The organism is Variovorax sp. ISS6, assembly GCF_056523145.1.
Genome location: NZ_JAWRZC010000002.1, coordinates 1,580,346 through 1,602,919 on the forward strand (window position 1 = coordinate 1,580,346; position 22,574 = coordinate 1,602,919).

The window sequence follows — 22,574 nt, forward strand, 5'->3', positions numbered from 1 at the left end:
GGCGGTCGCTTCTAGGCCCGGTGACCCGTCGCCAGGCGCCGTTCCAGGGCCTGGCTGTAGCGCGACATGGCGAAGCAGAAGACGAAGTAGATGGCCGCGATGAACAGGTAGGCCTCCATGCCGAAGCCGGTCCACGCGGCATCCGCCAGCGCGGCCTTCGCGGCCAGCGTCAGGTCGAAGATCCCGATGATCACGACGAGGGAGGTGTCCTTGAACAGCGCGATGAAGGTGCTGACCAGCGGCGGGATCACGATCTTCAGGGCCTGCGGCAGCACGATCGCGCGCATCTGCTGCCAGTAGCCCAGGCCGATCGAATCGGCGCCCTCGTACTGCCCCTTGGGCACCGACTGCAGGCCGCCGCGCACGGTCTCCGCGATGTAGGCGGCGGCGAACATGACGATCGCGATCTGCGCGCGCAGCAGCTTGTCGATGGCGAAGCCCTCGGGCAGGAACAGCGGCAGCATGACCGACGACATGAACAGCAGGCTGATGAGCGGCACGCCGCGGATCAGCTCGATGTAGACGACGCACAGCGCCTTGATGACCGGCATGCGCGAACGCCGCCCGAGGGCGAGCAGCACGCCGAGCGGGAAGGCCAATGCGATGCCGAAGGTCGAGAGGATGAGCGTCAGCGGCAGGCCGCCCCAGCGCACGTTCTCCACGTAGACCAGCCCCGGCACGCCGCCCCACATGAGCACGGCCACGGTCGACAGGCCCAGCACCCACATCGCCGGCAATGCGAGGTTCCAGAACCGGCGGATACCGCTGCAGACGATCAGGCCGATCAGCAGGCAGGTGGCGACCAGCGGCCGCCACTGCTCGTCGTGGGGGTAGGTGCCGAAGAGGATCAGGCGGTGCTTCTCGGCGATGAAGGCCCAGCACGCACCGTGCGAGCGATGGCATTCCTGGCCGCTGGTGGCGTTGAAGTTCGCCTGGATCCAGCCCCAGTCGATGAGCGCCGGAACGGCCATCAGCAGCAGCCAGGCGAGCAGCACGGTCGCGACCACGCTGGCGGGCGAGGCGAGGAAGCGCCGCTGGAGCCAGGCGAGCGGGCCGCCCCGGGGCGGGCGCGGCGGCGCGATGTCCAGATGCCGCGCGGGCGATGCGATGCCGTTCATGTCAGCGCTCCACCAGCGACATGCGCTTGTTGTAGGCATTCATGAAGCAGGAGATCGACAGGCTCACCGTGAGGTAGGCACCCATGATGATCAGGATGCCCTCGATGGCCTGCCCCGTCTGGTTGAGCGTCGTGTTGACCACCGACACCAGGTCGGGATAGCCGATGGCCACCGCGAGCGAGCTGTTCTTGACCAGGTTGAGGTACTGGCTCGTGACGGGCGGCACCATCACCCGGACCGCCTGCGGCAGCACCACCAGCCGCAGGATGCGCGAGCGGCGCAGGCCCAGCGAGCGCGCGGCCTCCCATTGGCCGCTGCCGACGGCCTGGATGCCCGAGCGCACGATCTCGGCGATGAAGGCGGTGGTGTAGAACACGAGGCCCGCCAGCAGCGCCGCGAGTTCCGGCGACAGCGTGGCGCCGCCCTCGAAGCTGAAGCCCCGGAGCTCGGGCAGGTTCAGCGACAGCGAGGCGCCCCCCAGCAGCCAGCCGGCCAGGGGCAGGCCGAGCAGCAGGGCCGCGGCCACGCGCCCGGCCGAGAACTCCAGGCCGCTGGCTTCCCTGCGCTTTTCCCCCCAGTGCGCGAGCAGCAGCGCCAGCACCAGCGCGAGCGCCGCGCCACCGAGCATCCAGTCGACCGAGCTGCCTTCGAGCGTCGGCACCTTCAGGCCGCGGTTCGAGAGGAAGACGCCCGGCAGCGGATGATGCGCCTGCCGCGGCCCGGGCATGTTCTCGGTGATCAGCGCATACCAGAGCAGCAGTTGCAGTAGCAGCGGGACGTTGCGCACCAGCTCGACGTACAGCGCCGAGAGCTTCGCGATCAGCCAGTTGCCGGACAGCCGCGCGATGCCGATCAATGTGCCGAGCAGCGTGGCGGCCACGATGCCGATCAGCGCGACGCGCAAGGTGTTGAGCGCGCCCACGCCGATGGCCCGCGCATAGGAGTCGGCCGGCGTGTAGGCGATGGTGCTCTCCCCGATCGCGAAGCCGGCTTCGCGCCCGAGGAAGCCGAAGCCGGTGGAGATGTTCCTCGAGGCGAGGTTGTGGAGCGTGTTGGACACCAGGAACCAGGCGACCAGCGCGACGGCCGCGATGGCCGCCGCCTGGCAGGCCAGGGCGCGCGTGGAGGGATCGGTCCAGCTGAAGCGCCGGGGCCGGCGCGTGGGCGGTGCAAGTGTGTGGTGGGAGGGCATGGCTGCGTGGAAGAGGTTCGGAAGACGCGGACATCGCGGCGGCGCGTGCGCCGCCGCCGGTCTCAGCGGATCGGCCAGCCGTACATCAGCCCGCCCTTGGTGTAGGGCGCGTTCAGGCCCCGCTCCAGCTTCATGGGGCTGGCCATGCCCAGGCTGCGGTCGAACACCTCGCCGTAGTTGCCGACCTGCTTGACGATCCGGTAGGCCCACTTGTCGTCGATGCCGAGGTTCTTCCCCATGCCGGGCGTCACGCCGAGCATGCGCTGGATGCCCGGCGACGGGCTCTTGAGCGCCTCGTCGACGTTCTTCGAGCTCAGGCCGTACTCCTCGGCTTCCAGCAGCACATTGAGCGACCAGCGCACCACGTTGAACCAGGCCTCGTCGCCCTGGCGGACCATCGGGCCCAGCGGCTCCTTCGACAGCGCCTCGGGCAGGATCACGAAGTTGTCGGGATTGCCGAGATTGATCCGCGCCAGTGCGAGCTGCGACTTGTCCATGCTGATGCCGTCGCAACGCCCGGCGGCGAAGGCGCGCAGGATCTCGTCGGCCTTGTCGAGGACCACGGGCTTGAACTCCATCTTCGCGCCGCGGAACCAGTCGGCCAGGTTCAGCTCGGTGGTCGTTCCCGGCAGCACGCAGATGGTGGCGCCGTTGAGCTTCTTCGCGCTTGCGACGCCGAGGTCCTTCTTCACCATGATCCCCTGGCTGTCGTAGTAGTTGACCCCCACGCCGATCAGTCCCAGCGTGGTGTCGCGCGTGAGCGACTGGGTCGTGTTGCGGGTCAGCACGTCCACCTCGCTCGACTGCAGCGCGGTGAAGCGGGCCTGCGTGGTGAGCGGCGTGAACCGCGCCTTCGATGCATCGCCGAACATGGCCACCGCGATGGCCCGGCAGGTGTCGGCATCGATGCCCTGCCACTCGCCCTTGCTGTCCGTGAACGCGAAGCCCGGCAGGTTGGTCGAGACGCCGCACTGGACGGTGCCGCGCTTCTTGACGGTGTCGAACGTCGTGCCGGCACCGGCCGTGCCGATGGCGGCCAGGGCGAGCAGCGCGCAGGCTGCGGTTCTCATGGCTTTCATGCTTGTCTCCTAAGACGGTTTCTTTTTTGGGGATGGAATACCTGTGTCCGACGGGACACCTGCCCATCGCCGCGGTTGGCGCGGTATGCGTGCGGCGGGGCGCCTTGCAGGCTGCTTCCGGCCGGCAAGATCAGGTTGGCATGGGCTGGAGCTCGTGGCTCGCTACATGACAAAAGTTTCCTGATGGGAAACGAATGCTAGCAGCCGGGTCACGGGGCCGCAAACTGTTCTTCCGCGGCGAAATACGGGGCAGATTGTTCTTGATGCTGAACAATCCCAGGCGCCGGCCATGCGTTCGGCGGCCCGCCGCCGTTGGCACGATCCGGTTCTTTTGTTTCCTTATTGGGAAACTATGGAAAAGGGTTCTTCAGCGGGAATCGGCGACGCTCGGCTGGCGCCGATGGCCAGGAGAAGCCGCGAAACCCAAACGTAGAATGCTCCGGCCCTTCCTCATCCAGACCCCACAACCGTAGCAACCGCAGTGGATCGCGCGCACCTGATGACCGTGTTTCTCGCGGTGGCCGAAGCGCAGAATTTCGCGGCCGCGGCGCGGCATCTGGGCATGTCGGCGCCGGCCGTCACGCGCGCGATCGCCGCTCTCGAAGAGCACCTGGGCGTGAAGCTCATCCTGCGCACCACGCGCAGCGTCAGGCTCACCGATGTCGGCCACCGTTACCTGGAAGACGTGAAGCTCATCCTCGCGAAGCTCGCCGATGCGGCCGAGACGGCCCGTGGCGTGAGCAGCGCCGTGCAGGGACACCTCAATGTCACCGCCCCCGCGCTGTTCGGCATCTCGCACGTGATGCCGTGCATCGAGGAGTACCTGGGGCGCTTTCCGCGCATGAGCATCTCCGGCTATTTCCTCGATCGCATCGTCGACCTCCGCGAGGAGGGGATGGATGTCGCGATACGCATCGGCTTTCTGGCCGACACCGGGCTCAAGGCCATCCGCGTGGGGCAGGTGCGGCGCGTGCTGTGCGCATCGCCCGATTACCTGAAGGCGCATGGCACGCCGCGCGATCCCTCCGAACTCGCCCGGCATGCGATCGTTTCGGCCGCGCCCCTGTCGCCGGGGAACGAATGGCGGTTTCGCTCGGGCGATGCGGACCTCGCGCTGCGGCTCGCGCCCCGGCTGATCGTCGGGACCAACGACGCGGCCATCGAGGCCGTCGTGCGCGGCAGCGGGATCGCGCAACTGCTCTCCTACCAGATCGCCACCCACCGGCAGGCCGGGCGCCTGGCGATCGTGCTGGCGGACCACGAGGAACCGCCGTGGCCGATCCATGTCGTCTGCGAGCGGGACCGCTGGGAATCGCCGCGGGCCCGCGAGTTCGTCGAGCTGCTCGTGCACCGCCTGCGCGGTCGCGAGGCGTTGAACTGAGGGTTCAGGCCCGCAGCACGAGCGCGTCGCCCGGCTCGGCCCAGGACACGCACAGGCACAGCGAATGCGTGCGCTGCTGCGGAGTCAGGCAGTTGTCCCGGTGGATCGGCGTGCCGCCGCCGTAGCTCACGATGCAGGCGCCGCACTCGCCGCGCCTGCAGTCCGAGGGGATCCACGCGCCCGCGGCCTCGACCGCGTCGAGCAAGGTGGTTCCCGGCGAGGCTTCGAGTTCGAGGCCCGATTCGGTCAATGCGAGCCGGACCTTCGTGTCGGTGGCGCTCCACGCGGGTCCGAAGCTCTCGAAGTGGATGCGCGACGACGCAATGCCGAGGGCCGTGGCCGCCAGCCGCACATCGTCGATGAGCTTCGCCGGGCCGCAGACATGGAAGTGCACGCCCTCGTCGCGAGAGCGAGGCTGCAGCAGCCCCTGCACATCGATGCGCCGCGGGGATTCTCCTTGCCGCGTCGCGTAGAGGAACAGCTTGTCGTGCCCCTCGTCGAGCAGCCGGTCGCGAAAGGCCATTTCCCGCTCGTGCCTGGCCGCATAGTGCAGTTCGTACGAAGCACCGCGCTGCTTCAGCGCCGATGCGATGCCGAGCATCGGCGTGATGCCGATACCGCCGGCGATGAGCACGTGGTGGCTGGCGGCAGGCGCGATGCCGAAGGCATTGACCGGCGTGGACACTTCCACCGTGTCGCCAACGGCCAGCACGTCGTGCAGGAAACGCGAGCCGCCGCGGCCGCTGTCGTTGCGCTTCACCGCAATGTCGTAGCGGTCGAGCGCTCCGGTGTCGGAGACCAGCGAATACTTGCGCAGCAGGCTTTGCCCATCGACATCGAATCCCAGTTCGATGTGCGCGCCGGCATCGAAGCCGGGAAGGCGTTCGTTGGCGGGATGCTGCAATCGGATGAGCCGCACGCCGGCGGCCAGCGCCTCGGCCTTCGTCACGGTGAGTCGCATGTTCAGTCCACCTTCGGCAGAAAGGGCGAGAACTCGATGAACTTCGCCTGCAGCGTCGCCGGCAGCTCGCTCTCGATCCAGTGCGAGGTCCTGAACTCCCAGAATCTTCCGGTGCCGCCCGTGAGGCCCGCGGGATCGGACTGGTTCCACATCATCTCGACCGTGCCGGCCAGCTGCAGCACGCGGCGCCGCTCGTAGTCGGGAAAGGCCAGGCCCGCCTGCGGGTTCAGCAGGAAATTCCCGAAGCTGTTGAACATGCTGTTGCCGTTGTAGTCGGGAATCCTCAGCACGCCATCGCCCGCATGCCGCACGAAGCCGCGCGGGCCGCCGCGGTGCGAGCAGTCCGCGCCGCGCGTGGCGTGCGCCGATGCGAGGAAGAAGGTGTCGGCGTCGCCGATGAGCGCGAGTTGCTCGGGGCCCAGTTCATGGCCATGGCTGGCGGTCGAGGACGGCGCCGCTTCGCCAGGGTGCGGGAGCGTGATTTCGCGCCGATGGATGTAGCGCGGGCAAATGGGGAAGGACTTGGTCACCTGGACCTCGAGCCGATCGCTCTCCAGATGGGCCTCGCCGTTGATCTTCAAACGGCGCCGGCTCTGCGGCTCCAGCAGCAGCAGGCCGATGCGCGCATCGTGCCGGATGTTCTCCCAGAAGGGATCGGCATCGAGCCGCGCGACCTTGCCCAGGTCGACCGACAGCGCGGCGGCGTCGTCGCTGGGGGCCAGGAAGCCCGGCTCGCCCAGCAGGATCGAGGCCCACACCTGTCCGTTGCGGTCCAGGCTGGCCGCGTAGGCCGTCTTCTGCTGGCGCACGAAGGGCAGGGCGCCCCGGACGATGGTGCGGCCCACGGTGGCGCCGTTGCGCTCGGCGATGTCCCTCTCGCCCGCATTGCGCTGGGCCATCAATTCGCCTTCGTGGAACAGGGTGTCGCTGGTCGTCATGGGTCGATGCTTTCGGGAACGGTCATTGGAAAAAAATTGTGCCGATCGACGCGGCGACCCGAAAGGAAGCGGACCGCAATTGATAATTGCGCGCGACGCAGGGCGGTCGAGCCGGAAAGATGGTGGTGACATGGACGACATTCATTTGATGACGGTGTTCGTCGCCGTCGGCGAGGAACGAAGCCTGGCCGGCGGTGCGCGGCGGCTCGACATCTCGGCCGCCGCGGCCATGCGCGCCATCAACCACCTCGAATCGAAGATGGGCGTCGCCTTCTTCCAGCGCAACACCCGGGGCCTGGCGCTCACCGAGAGCGGGCAGCGGTACCTCGAGGATTCGCGCGCGGTGCTGCAGCTGGTCGATCGCGCCGAGGCCTCGGTGATCGGCGCCAACGTCGTCGCGCGCGGCCAGTTGCGGATCACCGCGCCGACGGTGTTCGGCCGGCTCTTCATCATTCCGCTGATCAAGGAATACCTCGCGCTCTATCCCGAGATGGAGATCTCGGCGATCTTTCTCGATCGCACCGTGAACCTGATCGACGAGGGTTTCGACGTGGCCATCCGCATCGCCGAGCTGCCCGACTCGGGCATGAAGGCGCTCAAGGTCGGCCAGGTGCGCAGGCTCAGCTATGCCTCGCCGGCCTACCTCGAGCAGCACGGCGAGCCGGTGCATCCGATGGACCTGCAGAAGCACAGGATCGTGGCCGCGGAGGTGTCGGCCCAGGTGGCGGTGTGGAAGTTCAGGTCGAAGGACAGCGCGATCTCGGTCAAGCTCAAGCCGGTCCTCGATGTCATCGGCAGCGATGCCGCCATCGACGCGGCCGTGCGCGGCATCGGCATCGTGAACCTGCCGTGCTACCAGGTGGCCGACAAGGTCCGCAGCGGCGAATTGCGCGCGATCCTGGCCGACTACGCGAGCGGCTCGCTGCCGATCCACCTGCTGCACCGCGAGAGCCGCTTCGGCTCGTCCAGGGTGCGAAGCTTCATCGACCTGGTCGGACCGAGATTGCGCCGCGAACTCGCCGCGCTCTAGGACTCCCGGGCGCGGCGAGTTCGAATCGATCGATCAGAAGGTCAGGATGGTGAAGCCGTCGGCCGCGAGGGCGCCGATGCTCGGCAGTCCGGAAGTGCCCGGCACGTCGTTGCCGCTCAGCAGTTCGAAGCCGTTCTTGATGGCGTCCTCGCGCGCACCGAAGACGTCGGCGCAGCCGCAGGACACGCCCGCGACCTTGTCCTCGACGGCCTTGTAGAGCCCATGCACCGGATGGTCGGCATTGCCGACCACGCCGGCCCAGCGCGTGCCGGTCCCCTGGAAATAGATGGCGACTTCGACATGGCGCTGCTTGAAGTCGTAGGCGGTCGCGAGCGCATTGAAGAGGCGTCCCACGGCTTCTTCCCCGGCCTTGGGATCGGAGAAAACGAAGATGGCGAATTTCATTGAAAGACCTTGAATCGGTTGCATTGAATCGAGAAGACAGCCCGTAGTTCGGGCTGGCGAAGTCGATCTTAGGTTTGGACCAACGATTCGATGCATCGGCGAACGCAACTCACAATTGCGCCGCGCGTCGCACCCGGCGCGGTGTTCTTGCGTAGAGTCCCGCATGCGCCGGTCCGTCTCGCGATGCGGTGCCATCACTCTTTCCATGGACCGTCAAAGACCTCTATCGATCGGACCCCTGCGCGCCTTTGCCGCGGTCGCGAGGCATCTCAACTTCAATGCCGCGGCGGCCGAACTCCATCTCACGCAGTCGGCCGTCAGCCGCAAGATCCAGGCGCTCGAGAGCGACATCGGCGCGACGCTGCTGGCGCGCAGCACGCGCTCGGTCGAGCTGAGCGCCGAGGGCCGGGTGCTGGTCAAGGCGCTGTTCCCGATGCTCGACCGCCTCGACGAGGCCGTGCGCCAGATCCGCTCGCCCAGCGCCAAGGCGCGCGTCACCGTCAGCACCTTCGCCTCGTTCACCTCGCTGTGGCTGTTGCCGAGGCTGGAGCAGTTCCAGCGCGAGCACACCGAGATCGACATCCGCGTCTCGTCGAGCGATGCGATGGCGCCGATCGAGAGTCCCGACACGGACGTGTTCCTGCGCTACTGCGCGCCCAAGTTCGCGCCCGCCGGTGCCACGCGGTTGTTCAACGAGTCGCTGACGCCGGTCATGAGCGCGGCCTTCGCGCGGCAGATCGAACTCGGCGATGCGCCGCCGCTGAAGAACGTCGGCGACCTCGCGCGGCACACGCTGGTCGAGGAGGACGACGCCTATGCCTCGGCCGGCCGCGCGAGCTGGCGGCACTGGCTGCGCATCCACAACCATGCCGAGCTGGAGCCGCGCAACTGGATGCACCTGAACTTCACCTACCAGCAGGTGCAGGCCGCGGTGGCGGGCCACGCGCTGGCGCTGGCGCGGCTGCCGCTGGTGGCCGACCTGCTGGGGCGCAACGAGTTGCGCGAGGTGTTCGGCGAGGCGTTCCGCACCGCGGGGCCGGGCGCCTACTGGATGATCGTCAACCCGAACGCGGCCGGCCGTCCCGAGGTGAGCAGCTTCTGCAACTGGATCCTCCAGCAGGCCGCGGGCACCCGCGCGTTCCTCGCATGACGGGCGGCGGGGCAGGGCGAGCGATGAACAAGCTGCAGGCGATCGAGGTCTTCGTGCAGGTGGTGGACACGGGCAGCTTCACGCGCGCGGCCGAGCACCTGAAGCTGCCCAAGGCGACGGTCTCGACGCTGATCCAGGCGCTGGAGTCCTCGCTCGCGACGAAGCTGCTGCACCGGACCACGCGCAAGGTCAGCGTGACCGCCGACGGCGCGGCCTACCACGAGCGGTGCCTGCGCATCCTGTCGGACGTGCGCGAGGCCGACGAATCGCTGTCGCGCACGCGGCGCAGTCCCTCGGGGCGCCTGCGCGTCGACGCCCCGACCGGCCTGGCCAGCCTGGTGATCATCCCCGCGCTGCCCGACTTCTTCGCGCGCTATCCCGACATCCACCTGGAGCTGGGTTGCAGCGACCGGCCCGTGGACCTGATCGAGGAGGGCGTGGATTGCGCGGTGCGCGGCGGAGCGCTCGAGGACTCGAGCCTGATCGCGCGCCGCGTCGGGGCCATGCACTACACCACCTGCGCCTCGCCGGCCTACCTCGAGCGCCATGGCCGTCCGCTGCATCCGGACGACTTGGCGCGGCATCGCTGCGTCAACTACTTCTCCGCGCGCACGGGCGAGATGTTCCACTGGGACTTCACGCGCGGCGGCGAGCGCGTGCAGCTCGTGCTGCCCGGGCGGATCGCGCTGAACGACAGCTATGCGTACACGGCCGCGGGCCTGTCGGGGCTGGGCATCGTGCAGATGGCGGAGTTCCTGCTGCGGCCCATGATCGAGGACGGCCGTCTCGTGCCCGTGCTCGAGGACTGGAGCAACGACCCGATGCCGATCCACGTGGTGTTTCCGCAGAACCGGCATCTGTCGAACAAGGTGCGGGTGTTCGTGGACTGGGCGGCCGATCTCTTCAAGAGCCATCCGGCCATGCACCAGGGATAGTCCCCGCGCCCGAACTCAGGGGCTCGCGGGGTGGACGAAGTGCGGCCAGCCGCGCATGTGTGCGATGAAGCGTTCGCTCAAGCCGCCCGCGCGCAGGTAGTCGGCGGTCACCGGCAGCCTCGGACTGTCGTACAGCGGGTTCTCCATCACCCGCAGCGGAAAGTCGCGCTGCAGGATGCCGGCCCGGCCGACCAGCACGAAGTCGCATCCCTCGTCGAGCAGCTCGGCCGCGCGCCGGGCGCTCATGATCCGGCCCGCCGCTCCCACGCGCACGCCGCGGCGCGGCAGTTCGGTGAAGACGCTGAGCATGGTGCGGCCCTGGAGCGTGCCCTGCTGCACGACCTGGGCCGAATCCCACAGCGCGAGGTCGAGGTAATCGATCAGCTCGCGGTCGAGGATGTCGGCGGTGACGTCGCGCAATTCCTCGAGCCGCAGCCCGTAGCGCTCGATCGACAGGCGCCGGCCGATCTGGAACGCGGGACCGCAGGCGCGGCGGATGCCCTCGATCACCTCGAGCGTGAGGCGGGCGCGGTTCTCGACGCTGCCGCCATAGCGGTCGGTGCGGTCGTTGAGCAGCGGCGACATGAACTCCGAGAGGATCCAGCCGAAGGCGCCATGGATCGCGACGCCGTCGAAGCCCGCGCGCTCGGCGCGTTGCGCGGCCGCGATGAAGCTGTCGCGGATCCGTTCGACTTCCTCGGTCGTCAATGCATCGATGCCAGGCAGGGTGTCGCCGGAGGCCGGTGCCGGAATGCCGCCCAGCCGCGGATTGGCGCGATGGCCCGCATGGTGCAGTTGCACCGCGGACAGCGCGCCGCCTTCGCGCATCGCGTCGGCCATGCGGCGCAGGCCCGGCAGATGGGCGTCGCTGTGGATGCCCAGTTGCCGTGCGAAGGCGATGCCGCCGGCCTCGACGGTCGTGGCGCAGGTCTGGATCAGGGCGTAGCCGCCGCGCGCGAGTTGTGCGATCCAGTCCTGGTCGAACTCGGAGGCGTCGCCGCCGACCTCGCTTTGCTGGTTGGTGAGCGGCGCCAGCATGAAGCGGTTGCGCATCGGAGGGCCGTGCAGCAGGGTGAGAGGCTCGAAGAGTTTCGAATGGGACATGGAATCTTCAGGACGAGGAGGGTGCGGAACGGGCATGCGCCGCGGTGCCGGTGGCTTCCCAGCCGCCGCCGAGCGCGCGCACGAGGTCGACGCTCGCGCGTGCGCGCGCGCCTTCGGCCTGGATCAGCGATTGCCGGTTACGCAGGCGCGTGCGCTGTGCGTCGACCACCGCCAGGTAGTCGGTGTCGCCTTCATCGAAGCGCGCCTTCGCGGACCGGGCCACGCGCGCGGCCGACGCATCGGCCTCGCGCTGCTGGGCGATGCGCGCATCGAGGGTCCGCATCGCGACCAGCGCATCCTCGACCTCGCGGAAGGCCTGCAGCACCGTCTTGCGGTACTGCGCCACGCTCTCCTCGTAGGCGCCGCGCGCGCGGTCGAGCTCGGCCTCGCGGCGTCCGCCGTCGAACAGCGGCAGGCTCAGCATCGTGCCCGCGAGCGGACCCAGCAGGAAGGTGCGCTGCGACCAGTTGCCGAGGTTGCCGAGCGCGGCCGATTCGTAGCCGAGCGAACCGGTCAGCGCGAGCGAGGGAAAGTACGCGGCCTTCGCCACGCCGATGCGTGCGTTCTCCGCGGCCATGGCGCGCTCGGCGGCCGCGATGTCGGGCCGGCGCTCGAGCAGGGCAGAGGGCAGGCCCGGCGGCAACTGCACGACGGTGGCTTCCAGCGGCTTCGCGGCGAGCGAGAAGCTCGCCGGCGCCTTGCCGAGCAGGATGGCCAGCGCGTGCGAGGCCTGCGCGTGTTGCTGCGCCACCGCCAGGTGCTCGGCGCGCGCCGTGAACAGTTCGGTCCTCGCCTGGTCGACGATGTGGCGCGCCACGGCGCCCGCGCCGAGCTGGCGCTCGAGCAGCGCCGCGGCGTCCTCGCGCAAGGCCACGGTGTCGGCCAGCAGGCGCAGCTCGCCCTCCAGCTGACGCAGGCCGAAGTAGGTGCCGGCGACCTCGGCCTGCACCAGCAGCAGCATCTGGTGCGCCAGGGCGCGTTGCCGCGCCTCGTCGGCCCGCGCGGCGGCGATGCCCGAGGCGACGCGGCCGAAGACGTCGACCTCGTAGGCCACGGAAGCCTGGGCGCGCCACAGCGTCTGCGTGCTGCCCGGCGAGCCGTCTCCGCGCCCCGCGGCCGCGCCCGTGCCGCGCTGGCGGGTCGGGCCGAAGCCCGAGTCGATCTCGGGGAAGCGTTCCGACTCGCTGCGCGAGGTCAGCGCGCGCGCCTGCTTCAGCCGTGCCATCGCGATCGCCACGTCGGGATTCGCCCGCAGCGCTTCCTCCTCGAGCTGCACCAGCACGGGATCGCCGAAGACGCCCCACCAGGGCGAGGGCGCCTGGTGGTCGGCGGGTTCGGCCGGCTTCCAGCGGCCGGGTTCTTCCGCCGGCATCGCGTCGGAAGGCGCACCGGACTGCCGGTAGCTCGCGGGGATGTCGATGCCGGGGCGCTGCTCGGTGGGCGCGAGCGAGCATGCCGACAGCAGGAAGGCGATGGCCGCCGTGGCCAGCAGGTTCCGTGTGGGGATGAAGCGGCTCATGCCCGGCCCTCCGGTTGCATGGGTTCGAGATGGCGCGCGGCGAGCGCCGGCGCCTCGTGATGCGCCGCCGCGTGCAGCGGCCTGCCCCTGCCGAGCGACCTGACGAGCGTATAGAACAGCGGTGTGAGGAACAGGCCGAACAGCATGACGCCGATCATCCCGAAGAACACCGAGATGCCCATCGCCTGGCGCATCTCCGCGCCCGCGCCGGTCGACGCGACCAGCGGGATGACACCCATCACGAAGGCGAGCGAGGTCATCAGGATCGGGCGCAGCCGCAGGCGGCAGGCCTCGATCACGGCCTTCGCGGTCGATAGGCCCGCCATCTCGAGCTCGCGCGCGAACTCGACGATCAGGATCGCGTTCTTCGACGCCAGCCCGACGAGCACGATCAGCCCGATCTGCGTGAAGATGTTGTTGTCGCCCCGGGTGAGCCACACGCCGAGCAGCGCCGAGAAGATGCTCATCGGGATGATCAGGATGATGGCCAGCGGCAGCGTGAGGCTCTCGTACTGGGCCGCCAGCACCAGGAACACCAGCAGCACGCACAGCGGAAGGATCCAGGCCGCGCTGTTGCCGGCGATGATCTGCTGGTAGGTCAGGTCGGTCCATTCGTAGCTCATGCCCGGCGGCAGCGTCTCGGCCGCGATCCGCTGGATCGCGGCCATCGCCTGGCCCGAGGAATAGCCGGGCGCCGGGGCGCCGTTGACGTCGGCGGCCGTGAAGCCGTTGTAGCGAACCACCTGGTCCGGCCCGTAGGTCTGGCTGATCCTCGCCAGCGAGGCGAGCGGAACCATGCGGCCCGACTCGCTGCGCACGTGCAGCTGGCCGATGTCGTCGGGCCTGGAGCGGAACCTGGCGTCGGCCTGCATCCGCACCTGGTACACGCGGCCCAGGAAGTTGAAGTCGTTGACGTAGTACGCCCCCAGGAAGGACTGCAGCGTGTTGAACACCGCCGGCGTATCGACACCCAGTTGCTGTGCCTTGGCGCGGTCGATGTCGACCTTGAGCTGCGGCACATTGACCGTGTAGGTCGAGTAGATGGAAGCGAGCTCGGGTGCCTCGGAGGCCTTCTTGACGAAGGCCTGGGTTGCCTTGTAGAGCGCCTCGTAGCCCAGGTCCGCGCGGTCCTCGATCTGCAGCTTGAAGCCGCCGAGCGTGCCCAGGCCGTAGACCGGCGGCGGCGGGAAGACGCCGGTGTAGGCATGGCCGATGCCGGCGTACTCGCGGCTCAGGTCGGCCACCACCTGCTCGGCGCTGATCCCGGGCCGTTCCTTGAAGGGCTTCAGCAGCACGAAGGTCAGCGCGGTGCTCGAGCTCTTCGTCACGCCGTTGATCGAGAGGCCGCTGTAGCTCGAGGTCCCCATCACGGCGGGATGCTTGAGCGCGATGTCGTTCATCTGCTTCATGGTCGCCTCGGTGCGATCGAGCGTCGAACCCTCGGGCAGTTGCGCGAGGCTGACGAGATACTCCTTGTCCTGCGCGGGCACGAAGCCGCCCGGCACGTGGCCGGTGAGCCACCAGGTCGCGCCCAGCAGGCCCGCGTAGACGACGAGCAGCGCGCCCTTGTGCCGCAGCAGGCGGCCGATGCCGCTGCCGTAGCCTTCGGAGGCGCGGTCGAAGCGGCGGTTGAAGCGCGCGAAGAAGCGGCCGAACAGCCGTTGCGTCACGCGCGTCACCGCGTCGGGCGCGTCGCCGTGGCCCTTGAGCAGCAGCGCCGACAGCGCCGGCGACAGCGTCAGCGAGTTCACCGCCGAGATCAGGGTGGAGATCGCGATGGTGACCGCGAACTGCTTGTAGAACTCGCCGGTCAGGCCGCTCAGGAAGGCCAGCGGCAGGAACACCGCCGACAGCGTGAGCGCGATGGCGACGATGGGACCGCTGACCTCGCGCATCGCCTGGTAGGTGGCCTCGCGCGGGCCCAGGCCGCGCGCGATGTTGCGCTCCACGTTCTCGACCACCACGATCGCGTCGTCGACCACGATGCCGATCGCGACCACCAGGCCGAACAGCGACAGCGTGTTGATGGAGTAGCCGGCCAGCAGCAGGAAGCCGAAGGTGCCGACGATCGAGACCGGCACCGCGAGCAGCGGAATGATCGAGGCGCGCCAGGTCTGCAGGAAGAGGAACACCACCAGCACGACCAGCGCCACCGACTCCAGCAGGGTCTCGATCACGGCGTCGATGCCGGACTGGACGGCGCGGCTGGGCTCGTAGACGACGCGGTAGACCACGTCCTGCGGGAACTCCTTCTCGAGTTCCTTCATGGCGCTGTGCACCTCGCGCGAGATCTGCAGCGAGTTCGCACCCGGCGCTTCCTGCACGGCCACCGCGACGGCGGGCGCGTTGTCCAGGGTGGCGCGGATGCCGTAGTCCTCGGCACCCAGTTCCACGCGCGCCACGTCGCCCAGGCGCGTGATCGCGCCGTTGGCATCGGACTTGATGACGATGCCCTTGAACTCCTCGGGCGACTTGAGGCGCCCGTCGGCGTTGACGTTGAGCTGGAAGGCGGTGTCGGGCGACGCGGGCGAACTGCCGATGGTGCCGACCGCGGCCTGGATGTTCTGGCGCCGGATCGCGGCCGCCACGTCGCTCGCGCCGAGCCCGCGCTCGGCCAGCGCGGCCGGGTCGAGCCAGACGCGCATGGCATAGCCGCCCGGCCCCCACACCACCACGTCGCCCACGCCCGCGATGCGGGCCAGCCGGTCCTTCACGTGGAGGATGGCGTAGTTGCTGATGTAGTTGTTGTCGTAGGTCCCGTTCGGCGAGACCATGTGCACGGCGATGGTGATGATCGGCGAGTTCTTGATGGCCGTGACGCCCAGGCGCTGCACGTCCTCCGGCAGCCGCGGCTGGGCCTGCGACACGCGCGTCTGCACCAGCTGCTGGGCCCGGTCCGGATCGGTGCCGAGCTTGAAGGTCGCCGTCAGGTAGAGATGGCCGTCGCCGCTGGCCTTGGAGTCCATGTAGAGCATGTCCTCCACGCCGTTGATGGACTGCTCGAGCGGCGCCGCCACCGTCTCGGCGATGGTCCTGGCGTTGGCGCCCGGGTACTGCGCATGCACGACCACCGAGGGCGGAATGACCTGCGGGTATTCCGAGACCGGCATGTGGAAGGCCGCGACGATGCCCGCGAGCAGGATCAGCGCGGACAGCACGCCCGCGAAGATCGGGCGGTCGATGAAGAACTTCGAGATGTTCACGACCGGCCCCCGTCGACGGCGCGCGCGGACGCGGTCGGCGCATCGGGCACCGCCGATGGCTCGGCGGCCTCGGCCGACACCGCGGTGCCCGGCGGCGCGCGGAACGCGCCGTCCACGATCACCCTGGTACCGGGCGCGACGCCGCTGCGCAGCACGCGATCGCGGCCGTGCAGCGTGCCGAGCTCGACGAAGCGGCGCTCGACCTTGTTCTGCGCATCGACGACCAGCACGTACTTGCGGTCCTGGTCGGTGCCGACCACCGCATCGTCGACCGTCACGGCCTCGTAGGGCAGGCCGCCCTGCAGCCGGATGCGCGCCTGCAGGCCCGGGAGCATGTCGGGGCTCACGCGGTCGATGCGAGCGCGAACGCGCACCGTGCCCGAGCGGGTGTCCATCTGGTTGTCGAGCGCCTCGATGGCGGCCGCATGGGGAAAACCGTCGTCGCTCGCGAGGCCGACCGCGACCGTCGGCTGCGCGCCCGCGCGCAGCGACGGCGCGATGAGCCGCAGGTAGCTCTGCTCGTCGACGTTGAAGGCGGCGTAGAGTTTGCCGTCGGAGACGATGCGCGTGAGCGGCACCGCATCGCCGCCCGCGCCGACCACGTTGCCCGCGGTGATCTCCGCGCGCGAGATGCGGCCCGCGATCGGTGCCCGCACCTGCGTGTAGTCGAGCTGCAGCCTGGCCTGGGCCAGCGAAGCCCGCGCGCCCTTGAGCGATGCGGCCGCCGCGCGCGCCGCGTTGTCGAGCGCATCGAATTCCCGGCGCGCGATCGAGTCCGATTCGAGCAGCCGCCGTGCGCGCGCCTGCTCGAGGTCGGCGAGGCGTTGCCGTTCCTCGGCGCCCGCCACGGCGGCCTGCGCCTGGCGCACCTGGACCTCGTAGGGCGCGGGGTCGATGGTGAACAGCAGTTCGCCCTGGCGCACATGCTGGCCGGGCTTGAAATGCACGGCCAGCAGCGTGCCGGGCACCTTGGGGCGGATGTCCACGAGGTCGACGGCTTCGAGCCGTCCCGTGTAGTCCTGCGAGTCGGACACCGATCGCTGCTGGGCCGGCCGGTACTTGACGGTGGGAGCCGCGGTGGCGGGCGCGGCATGCGCTTCGGAGCCATGCTTCCAAAGAACGCTGCCCGCGCCGGCCACCGCGATCGCGGCCACGATGGCCGCGAGGGGATGCTTCTGGAGGGGATTCATGCGAGTTGCTCGAGAGGGTTGAATGGCCCGCAGTCTGAGCGCGCGGCGCACGAACATCTAGCCCTGAAGCTGGCTAAGTTTGTTGCCTTGAATGGAACAGTGGATTCGGCCTCGGCCCTTGAATTCAGAGGGAAAGGCGCCAGACATCGAGGGAGCCGAACCTATACTTGTTTCGCTTCGAGCAATAAATTCCGGGCCAAGGAGAGATCGAATGGACCGCCTGCAATCGATGCAGATCTTCGCCCGCGTCGTCGAGATGCACAGCTTCACGCGGGCCGCCGACAGCCTCGTGCTGCCCAAGTCGCGCGTCACGCGCGCGGTCAAGGACCTCGAGAAATTCCTCGGCGCGCGGTTGCTGCAGCGGACCACGCGCCATATCAGCCTGACGCCCGAAGGCACGCTCTACTACGACCATTGCAGGCGGCTGCTGGCCGAGATCGAGGCCGTCGAGTCCAGCTTTCCCGGCAGCGCCGGACGGCCGCGCGGGCGCCTGCGCGTCGACATGACGCTCTCGCTCGCGCGCCTCGTGGTGCTGCCCTCGATCCGCGACTTCCAGTCGCGCTATCCCGATGTCGAGCTCACGCTCACGGTGAGCGACCGGACGGTGGAGCTGGTGCAGGAGGGCATCGACTGCGTCATCCGCGCGCGCACGCCCGAGGATTCGGCCACGCTGGTGGCCCGGCGCATCGGCGCCTTCGACTGGGTGAGCTGCGCCTCGCCCGAGTACCTGGAGCGCCATGGCACGCCGAAGACGCTGGAGGACCTGGCGCGGCACAAGGCCGTGGGCTATCTCTCGAGCCGCACGGCGCGCTCGCTCGAGTGGCATTTCGTGGAGAACGGCGAGGACCGCTGCATCGCCATGCGCGAGAGCCTCATCGTCAACGACACCGATGCCTACGTGGCCTGCGGCCTCGAGGGCCTGGGCCTGATCCGCGCGGGCAGCTACATGGTGCAGCAGCACCTGCGCAGCGGACAGCTGCGGCGGGTGCTCGCCGACTATGCCGCGCCGGCCGCGCCGCTCTCCGTGCTCTACCCGCAGAACCGCCACCTGTCGCCCACCGTGCGCGCCTTCGTGGACTGGGTGGGCGGCGTGGTGGGCAAGGCGGAGGCGGGCTGGCGGGTCGATGCGCACCCCGCCCCTTGAGGCGGGCCGCCGCATTGTTCGGGCGGCCGAACGATGAATTCGAGTGGCGCCCGTAGATGAATCGTCGGCGCGTTCCTAGAATTTTTTGCATCGACATCCATCCACCAAAGCCATCGATGACAGACACGCCTCCAGCCAATCAACCCGCGGGCTACGTGCCCGCCAAGGTCTGGCAACCGAAGAGCAATCCGGCCGGCACCTTCGGCAGCATCAACAGTCCCGTGTCGGGCGCGCGTTTCGACCAGGCGCTGCCGGTCGGCAGGCATCCGCTGCAGCTGTATTCGCAGGGCACGCCCAACGGCCAGAAGATCACGATCCTGCTCGAGGAACTGCTCGCGGCCGGACACGAGGGCGCCGAGTACGACGCCTGGCTCATCGACATCTTCAAGGGCGACCAGTTCGGCAGCGGCTTCGTCGGCCTCAATCCCAACAGCAAGATTCCCGCGCTCGTCGATCGATCGACGGACCCGGTCACGCAGGTCTTCGAGAGTGGCTCGATCCTGGTCCATCTCGCCGAGCGCTTCGGCGCCTTCCTGCCGGCCGAAGGACGCGCGCGCACCGAGACCTTCAACTGGCTGATGTGGCAGGTGGGCTCGGCGCCCTTCGTCGGCGGCGGCCTCGGCCACTTCTATGGCTATGCGCCGTTCAAGATCGAATACGCGATCGACCGCTACGCGATGGAGACCAAGCGCCAGCTGCATGTGCTCGACACCCATCTGGCCTCGCACGAGTTCCTCGCCGGCGACCAATACACGATCGCGGACATGGCGGTGTGGCCCTGGTATCCGGGCAGCCTCTACGGCGTCTACGACACGCACGAGTTCCTGGCCGTCGAGGAGTACAGGCACCTGCTGCGCTGGTACGAGGCCATTGCCGCGCGGCCCGCGGTCGCGCGCGGCAGGGTGGTCAACCGCACCTCGGGCGCGCCGGGCACCGTGCTGCGCGAGCGCCACGATGCCAGCGATTTCGATGCCCTGATACCCGCTGCTCTCTAGTCAACCATGAAACTCTATTACGCCCCCGGTTCCTGCGGCCTCGCCTCGCAGATCGCATTGCAGGAGGCCGGCCAGGCCTATGAACTGGTCAAGGTCGACTTCAAGACCAAGACGACGGTCGAAGGCGACTACCTGCAGGTGACGCCCAAGGGCTTCATCCCCGTGCTCAAGCTCGACGACGGCGACCTGATCACCGAGGGCGCGGTGATCCTGCAGTGGATCGCCGACCGGCATCCCGAGCACCGGCTGCTTCCGCCCTTCGGCACGCGGCAGCGCTACCGCGCGCTCGAGTGGCTGAACTTCGTCGCGAGCGACCTGCACAAGGGCATGGCCGTGATGTTCTCGCCCTACCTCGACGCGGACACCAAGAAGCGGTTCGCGGACGGCAACCTCACCAGCAAGTTCGCCTACATCGACGAGCACCTGTCGGCCAACGACTATGTGCTGGGCGCCGATTTCTCGGTGGCCGATGCCTATCTCTACAACGTGCTGTCGTGGCCGCCGCGCGTGAACATCGATCTCTCGGGCTACGCGGCGATCCAGCGCTTCATGGTTCGCATGGGACAGCGCGCCAGCGTTCGCGCGGCGCTGGAGGCGGAACGCCTCGCGGCCCACTAACTGGAAGCCGGCGGCCACAGCACCGGAAACAGCGGATGCGCCATCGGCGCGCCCGCCGGCAGCTGCTCGGCCAGCCCCGGGAAATCCGGCGAGGTCTTCCAGCGCCGCGGCGCGTGCCGCATGTCGTCGCCCAGCATGCGCACCGAGAACACCCGCCGCCGCCGGCCGGGCTCGAGCCCGGCCGAGGCGTGCAGCGTGAGCATGTTGAAGGCGATGGCGTCGCCGGGTTCCACGGCCCAGCCGAGGATGTCGTGGGCCGCGCGGTCGGCCTCGATGTCGGGCAGGTCGGCCAGCGCGCCCTCGGGGAACCACCGGGCCTCGTTGGTCATGAAGGTGCGCGGCATCAGCCACGGCCCCTTGTGCGATCCGGCGACGAGCTCCAGCGTGGAGGCACGCGACACCGGATCGACCGGAATCCAGAAGCTGACGTTCTGGCTGCCCTCGACGTTGTAGTAGGGCTGGTCCTGGTGCCAGGGCGTGCGCTGGTGCGTGCCCGATTCCTTCGTGAGCATGTGGTCGTGATAGAGCCGCACCTGCGTGCTCCTCGTGAGCCTGGCCGCGGCGGCCGGCAATGCCGAGCGCGAGATCACGTCCCAGTACGCCGGGATCTCCTGCCAGTTGCAGAAGTCCTCGATGAAGAAGCCCGGATCGTCGGGCCGGCTCGCCACCTTCGCGCGCACGCTCGGCGCGGCGAGGTTGGCATCGATCCCCTGGCGCAACAGCTCGACCTCGGCGGGCCGCAGGACGCCGCGCAGGACGATGGCGCCATCGCGCGAGAACTCATCGACCTGTTGGTCCGATGGAAGGCGGTCGTCGGGTCGTGCATTCATGGGCAGTGTCTCCTTCGGGTATGCAGTGGTTGCGAGGCCGAAGGCAGTCTAGAGTGACGGGATGGATCACAGCCCCTCCAATCGGACAACCGATCGAGCAAGCCGGACAACATGAAGCGACTCCTCAAATCCGCCGCCGACGGGCAGCCCGTGCTCTTCAAGGTCGTGCACCTCGCGCCCGGCGGCACCGCGCCGCGCGACAGCCACGAGGAAGGGCAGTTCGTGCATGCGATCTCGGGCGTGATCGAGGTGGGGATGGGGGGCCGGGTCTTCCTGGCGCCGCCGCAGTACGGCGTGTGGATTCCGCCGCGCGTCGAGCACCTGTCGAGCAACCGCCATGCGGCGAGCTACGCCACGGTCTACCTGGCCGAGGCCCTGTGCGACGTGCTTCCCAAGCGCGCCTGCACCATGGTCATCAGCCCGCTGACGCAGGCCGTGCTCGACAGCCTGCGCACCCGTTCCATCGAGGTGCCGCGCAATCCGGCCGAGCAGCGCCTGTTCGAGGTCCTGCGCGACGAGCTGGCGATCGCGCCCGGCCACGACAGCTACCTCCCGATGTCGGACGACCCCCAGCTGGGCCGCGTGCTCGAGGCCTTGCAGGCGCAACCCTGGGATGGCCGCTCGCTCGCCGAATGGGCCGCCACGGTGCATTCGACCGAGCGCACGCTGGCGCGACGCTGCGAGCGCGACCTGCAGATGCCGTTCAGCGAATGGCGCCAGCGCCTCAAGGTCATCCGCGGGATCGCCCTGCTGGAGGCGGGGCGCGCGGTGAAGGACGTCGCGATCGAGCTGGGCTACGGCTCGCCCTCGGCCTTCATCGCCATGTTCTGCAAGCAGATCGGCATGACGCCGCAGGCGTACATCCGGCAGAAGGGGCGTTGATCGCGCAGACGGCGGCGAGCCGTGCTCACCACGCGAGCTGCAATCGCGAGGGCCGAGCCTCGACGGGTTCGCCGGGTTCGCCGGGTTCGCCGCCGCGCGGTGGCGCGCGGCGCTCGTCGACTCCCGCATCGACGAAGTCGCTCAGCACGTCATCGCGCAAGCGGATGAAGGCCGGATCGCTGCGGTTGCGCGGATGCGGCAGGTCCACCGCCACGGTGCGGCGGATGCGGCCCGGAGAGGGCTGCATCACCACCACGCGGTCGCCGAGGAACACGGCCTCCTCCACGTCGTGCGTCACCAGCAGCATGGTGATGCGCTCTTTCTGCCAGATGCGCTGCAGTTCGTTCTGCAGCCGCGCGCGCGTGAGGGCGTCGAGCGCGCCGAAGGGCTCGTCGAGCAGCAGCACGCGCGGCCGGTTGACCAGCCCGCGCGCGATGGCCACGCGCTGCGCCATGCCGCCCGAGATCTGGTGCGGCCACGATTTCTCGAAGCCGCCGAGGCCGACCAGCGCCACGTGCTCGGCCACCAGCTCGGCCTTCTGCTTCGCGCCGAGCGGCGCGTTGCGCAGGCCCACCGCGATGTTCTGCTCGACCGTGAGCCACGGAAACAGCCGGTGGTCCTGGAACACGATGCCGCGCTCGCGGCCGGTGCCCGCGATCGGCTGGCCGCCGAGCAGGATCTGGCCTTCGTACTGGTCGTCGAGCCCGAGGACCAGCCGCAGCAGCGTCGACTTGCCGCAGCCGCTCGCGCCCACGATGCTGGTGAAGCTGCCAGGCGGCACGTGCAGGTCGATGTTCTCGAGCACCTGCAGTTCGCCGCCGCGCGCCTGTGCCTGCGCGTAGCGCTTGCCGAGGCCGCGGATGTCGAGTTCGTTCGATGCGATGGAAGTGCTCATGATGC

20 protein-coding genes are annotated in these 22,574 nt (G+C 69.0%); 8 read left to right on the forward strand and 12 right to left on the reverse strand.

The annotated features are described in order from the left end of the window. Positions 1–11 precede the first annotated feature (11 nt). From AC1HIL_RS39035 to AC1HIL_RS39045, 3 genes are all read right to left on the reverse strand, one after another. A complete protein-coding gene (locus AC1HIL_RS39035) occupies positions 12–1,118 on the reverse strand; it encodes an amino acid ABC transporter permease (RefSeq protein ID WP_479669521.1) in 1,107 nt (368 codons plus the stop codon). A gap of 1 nt (position 1,119) precedes the next feature. After that, on the reverse strand, positions 1,120–2,310 hold the full coding sequence (locus AC1HIL_RS39040; RefSeq protein WP_479669520.1) for an amino acid ABC transporter permease: 1,191 nt from the start codon (positions 2,308–2,310) through the stop codon (positions 1,120–1,122). A 62-nt stretch (positions 2,311–2,372) separates the two neighbouring features. Next, complete coding sequence (locus tag AC1HIL_RS39045) at positions 2,373–3,389, reverse strand: amino acid ABC transporter substrate-binding protein (protein ID WP_057589897.1); 1,017 nt, start codon at positions 3,387–3,389, stop codon at positions 2,373–2,375. A 499-nt stretch (positions 3,390–3,888) separates the two neighbouring features. On the opposite strand from AC1HIL_RS39045, the gene AC1HIL_RS39050 reads away from it, so the two are divergent. After that, positions 3,889–4,770 (forward strand): LysR substrate-binding domain-containing protein, encoded by an 882-nt coding sequence (locus AC1HIL_RS39050; RefSeq protein ID WP_261206074.1) that lies wholly within the window; start codon positions 3,889–3,891, stop codon positions 4,768–4,770. 4 nt (positions 4,771–4,774) lie between these two features. Here the strand turns inward: AC1HIL_RS39050 and AC1HIL_RS39055 are convergent, their stop codons facing one another. After that, entirely contained in the window at positions 4,775–5,731 is a 957-nt protein-coding gene (locus tag AC1HIL_RS39055; protein WP_422098761.1) for a PDR/VanB family oxidoreductase, read from the reverse strand. Positions 5,732–5,733: 2 nt separating this feature from the next. Further along, a complete protein-coding gene (locus AC1HIL_RS39060) occupies positions 5,734–6,669 on the reverse strand; it encodes a pyridoxamine 5'-phosphate oxidase family protein (RefSeq protein ID WP_057589894.1) in 936 nt (311 codons plus the stop codon). Between the two features lie 130 nt (positions 6,670–6,799). On the opposite strand from AC1HIL_RS39060, the gene AC1HIL_RS39065 reads away from it, so the two are divergent. Then, complete coding sequence (locus tag AC1HIL_RS39065) at positions 6,800–7,699, forward strand: LysR family transcriptional regulator (protein ID WP_261206071.1); 900 nt, start codon at positions 6,800–6,802, stop codon at positions 7,697–7,699. A gap of 33 nt (positions 7,700–7,732) precedes the next feature. On the opposite strand, the gene AC1HIL_RS39070 is transcribed toward AC1HIL_RS39065, so the two are convergent. Continuing rightward, positions 7,733–8,104, reverse strand: a complete 372-nt coding sequence (locus AC1HIL_RS39070; protein ID WP_261206070.1) for a DsrE family protein — start codon at positions 8,102–8,104, stop codon at positions 7,733–7,735. 205 nt (positions 8,105–8,309) lie between these two features. Between AC1HIL_RS39070 and AC1HIL_RS39075 the strand changes: the two genes are divergently transcribed. Together AC1HIL_RS39075 and AC1HIL_RS39080 are read left to right on the forward strand one after the other, a co-directional pair. After that, positions 8,310–9,254, forward strand: a complete 945-nt coding sequence (locus AC1HIL_RS39075) for a LysR family transcriptional regulator (RefSeq protein WP_479669519.1) — start codon at positions 8,310–8,312, stop codon at positions 9,252–9,254. A gap of 23 nt (positions 9,255–9,277) precedes the next feature. Next, positions 9,278–10,189 (forward strand): LysR family transcriptional regulator, encoded by a 912-nt coding sequence (locus tag AC1HIL_RS39080; protein ID WP_261206069.1) that lies wholly within the window; start codon positions 9,278–9,280, stop codon positions 10,187–10,189. Between the two features lie 15 nt (positions 10,190–10,204). On the opposite strand, the gene AC1HIL_RS39085 is transcribed toward AC1HIL_RS39080, so the two are convergent. Genes AC1HIL_RS39085 through AC1HIL_RS39100 form a run of 4 tightly spaced genes read right to left on the reverse strand, consistent with a single transcriptional unit; the run spans position 10,205 to position 17,205 of the window. After that, positions 10,205–11,293 (reverse strand): NADH:flavin oxidoreductase, encoded by a 1,089-nt coding sequence (locus AC1HIL_RS39085; RefSeq protein ID WP_479669518.1) that lies wholly within the window; start codon positions 11,291–11,293, stop codon positions 10,205–10,207. A gap of 7 nt (positions 11,294–11,300) precedes the next feature. After that, entirely contained in the window at positions 11,301–12,812 is a 1,512-nt protein-coding gene (locus tag AC1HIL_RS39090; RefSeq protein ID WP_479669517.1) for an efflux transporter outer membrane subunit, read from the reverse strand. Next, the gene (locus AC1HIL_RS39095) at positions 12,809–16,015 is read right to left on the reverse strand and encodes an efflux RND transporter permease subunit (protein WP_479669516.1); all 3,207 of its coding nucleotides are present in this window, start codon (positions 16,013–16,015) and stop codon (positions 12,809–12,811) included. The genes AC1HIL_RS39090 and AC1HIL_RS39095 overlap by 4 nt, the downstream gene beginning before the upstream one ends. After that, a complete protein-coding gene (locus AC1HIL_RS39100; protein ID WP_479669515.1) occupies positions 16,012–17,205 on the reverse strand; it encodes an efflux RND transporter periplasmic adaptor subunit in 1,194 nt (397 codons plus the stop codon). Before AC1HIL_RS39100 ends, AC1HIL_RS39095 begins: the two co-directional genes overlap by 4 nt. Before the next feature lie 211 nt (positions 17,206–17,416). On the opposite strand from AC1HIL_RS39100, the gene AC1HIL_RS39105 reads away from it, so the two are divergent. The 3 genes from AC1HIL_RS39105 to gstA all read left to right on the forward strand — a co-directional run bounded on the left by AC1HIL_RS39105 (position 17,417) and on the right by gstA (position 19,962). Then, the gene (locus AC1HIL_RS39105) at positions 17,417–18,349 is read left to right on the forward strand and encodes a LysR family transcriptional regulator (RefSeq protein WP_479669514.1); all 933 of its coding nucleotides are present in this window, start codon (positions 17,417–17,419) and stop codon (positions 18,347–18,349) included. A 116-nt stretch (positions 18,350–18,465) separates the two neighbouring features. After that, entirely contained in the window at positions 18,466–19,344 is an 879-nt protein-coding gene (gene yghU / locus AC1HIL_RS39110; RefSeq protein ID WP_479669513.1) for a glutathione-dependent disulfide-bond oxidoreductase, read from the forward strand. A 6-nt stretch (positions 19,345–19,350) separates the two neighbouring features. Next, complete coding sequence (gstA, locus tag AC1HIL_RS39115; RefSeq protein WP_479669512.1) at positions 19,351–19,962, forward strand: glutathione transferase GstA; 612 nt, start codon at positions 19,351–19,353, stop codon at positions 19,960–19,962. Here gstA and AC1HIL_RS39120 read toward each other — a convergent pair. Further along, the gene (locus AC1HIL_RS39120) at positions 19,959–20,792 is read right to left on the reverse strand and encodes a phytanoyl-CoA dioxygenase family protein (RefSeq protein WP_479669511.1); all 834 of its coding nucleotides are present in this window, start codon (positions 20,790–20,792) and stop codon (positions 19,959–19,961) included. The genes gstA and AC1HIL_RS39120 overlap by 4 nt on opposite strands. Positions 20,793–20,903: 111 nt before the next feature. Here AC1HIL_RS39120 and AC1HIL_RS39125 point away from each other — a divergent pair, with 111 nt between their 5' ends. Then, on the forward strand, positions 20,904–21,674 hold the full coding sequence (locus AC1HIL_RS39125; protein ID WP_479669510.1) for an AraC family transcriptional regulator: 771 nt from the start codon (positions 20,904–20,906) through the stop codon (positions 21,672–21,674). Positions 21,675–21,699: 25 nt separating this feature from the next. Here the strand turns inward: AC1HIL_RS39125 and AC1HIL_RS39130 are convergent, their stop codons facing one another. Continuing rightward, positions 21,700–22,569 carry an ABC transporter ATP-binding protein gene (locus AC1HIL_RS39130; protein WP_479669509.1) on the reverse strand — a complete coding sequence of 290 codons (870 nt, stop codon included), beginning with the start codon at positions 22,567–22,569 and terminating at the stop codon, positions 21,700–21,702. Positions 22,570–22,574: the final 5 nt, after the last annotated feature.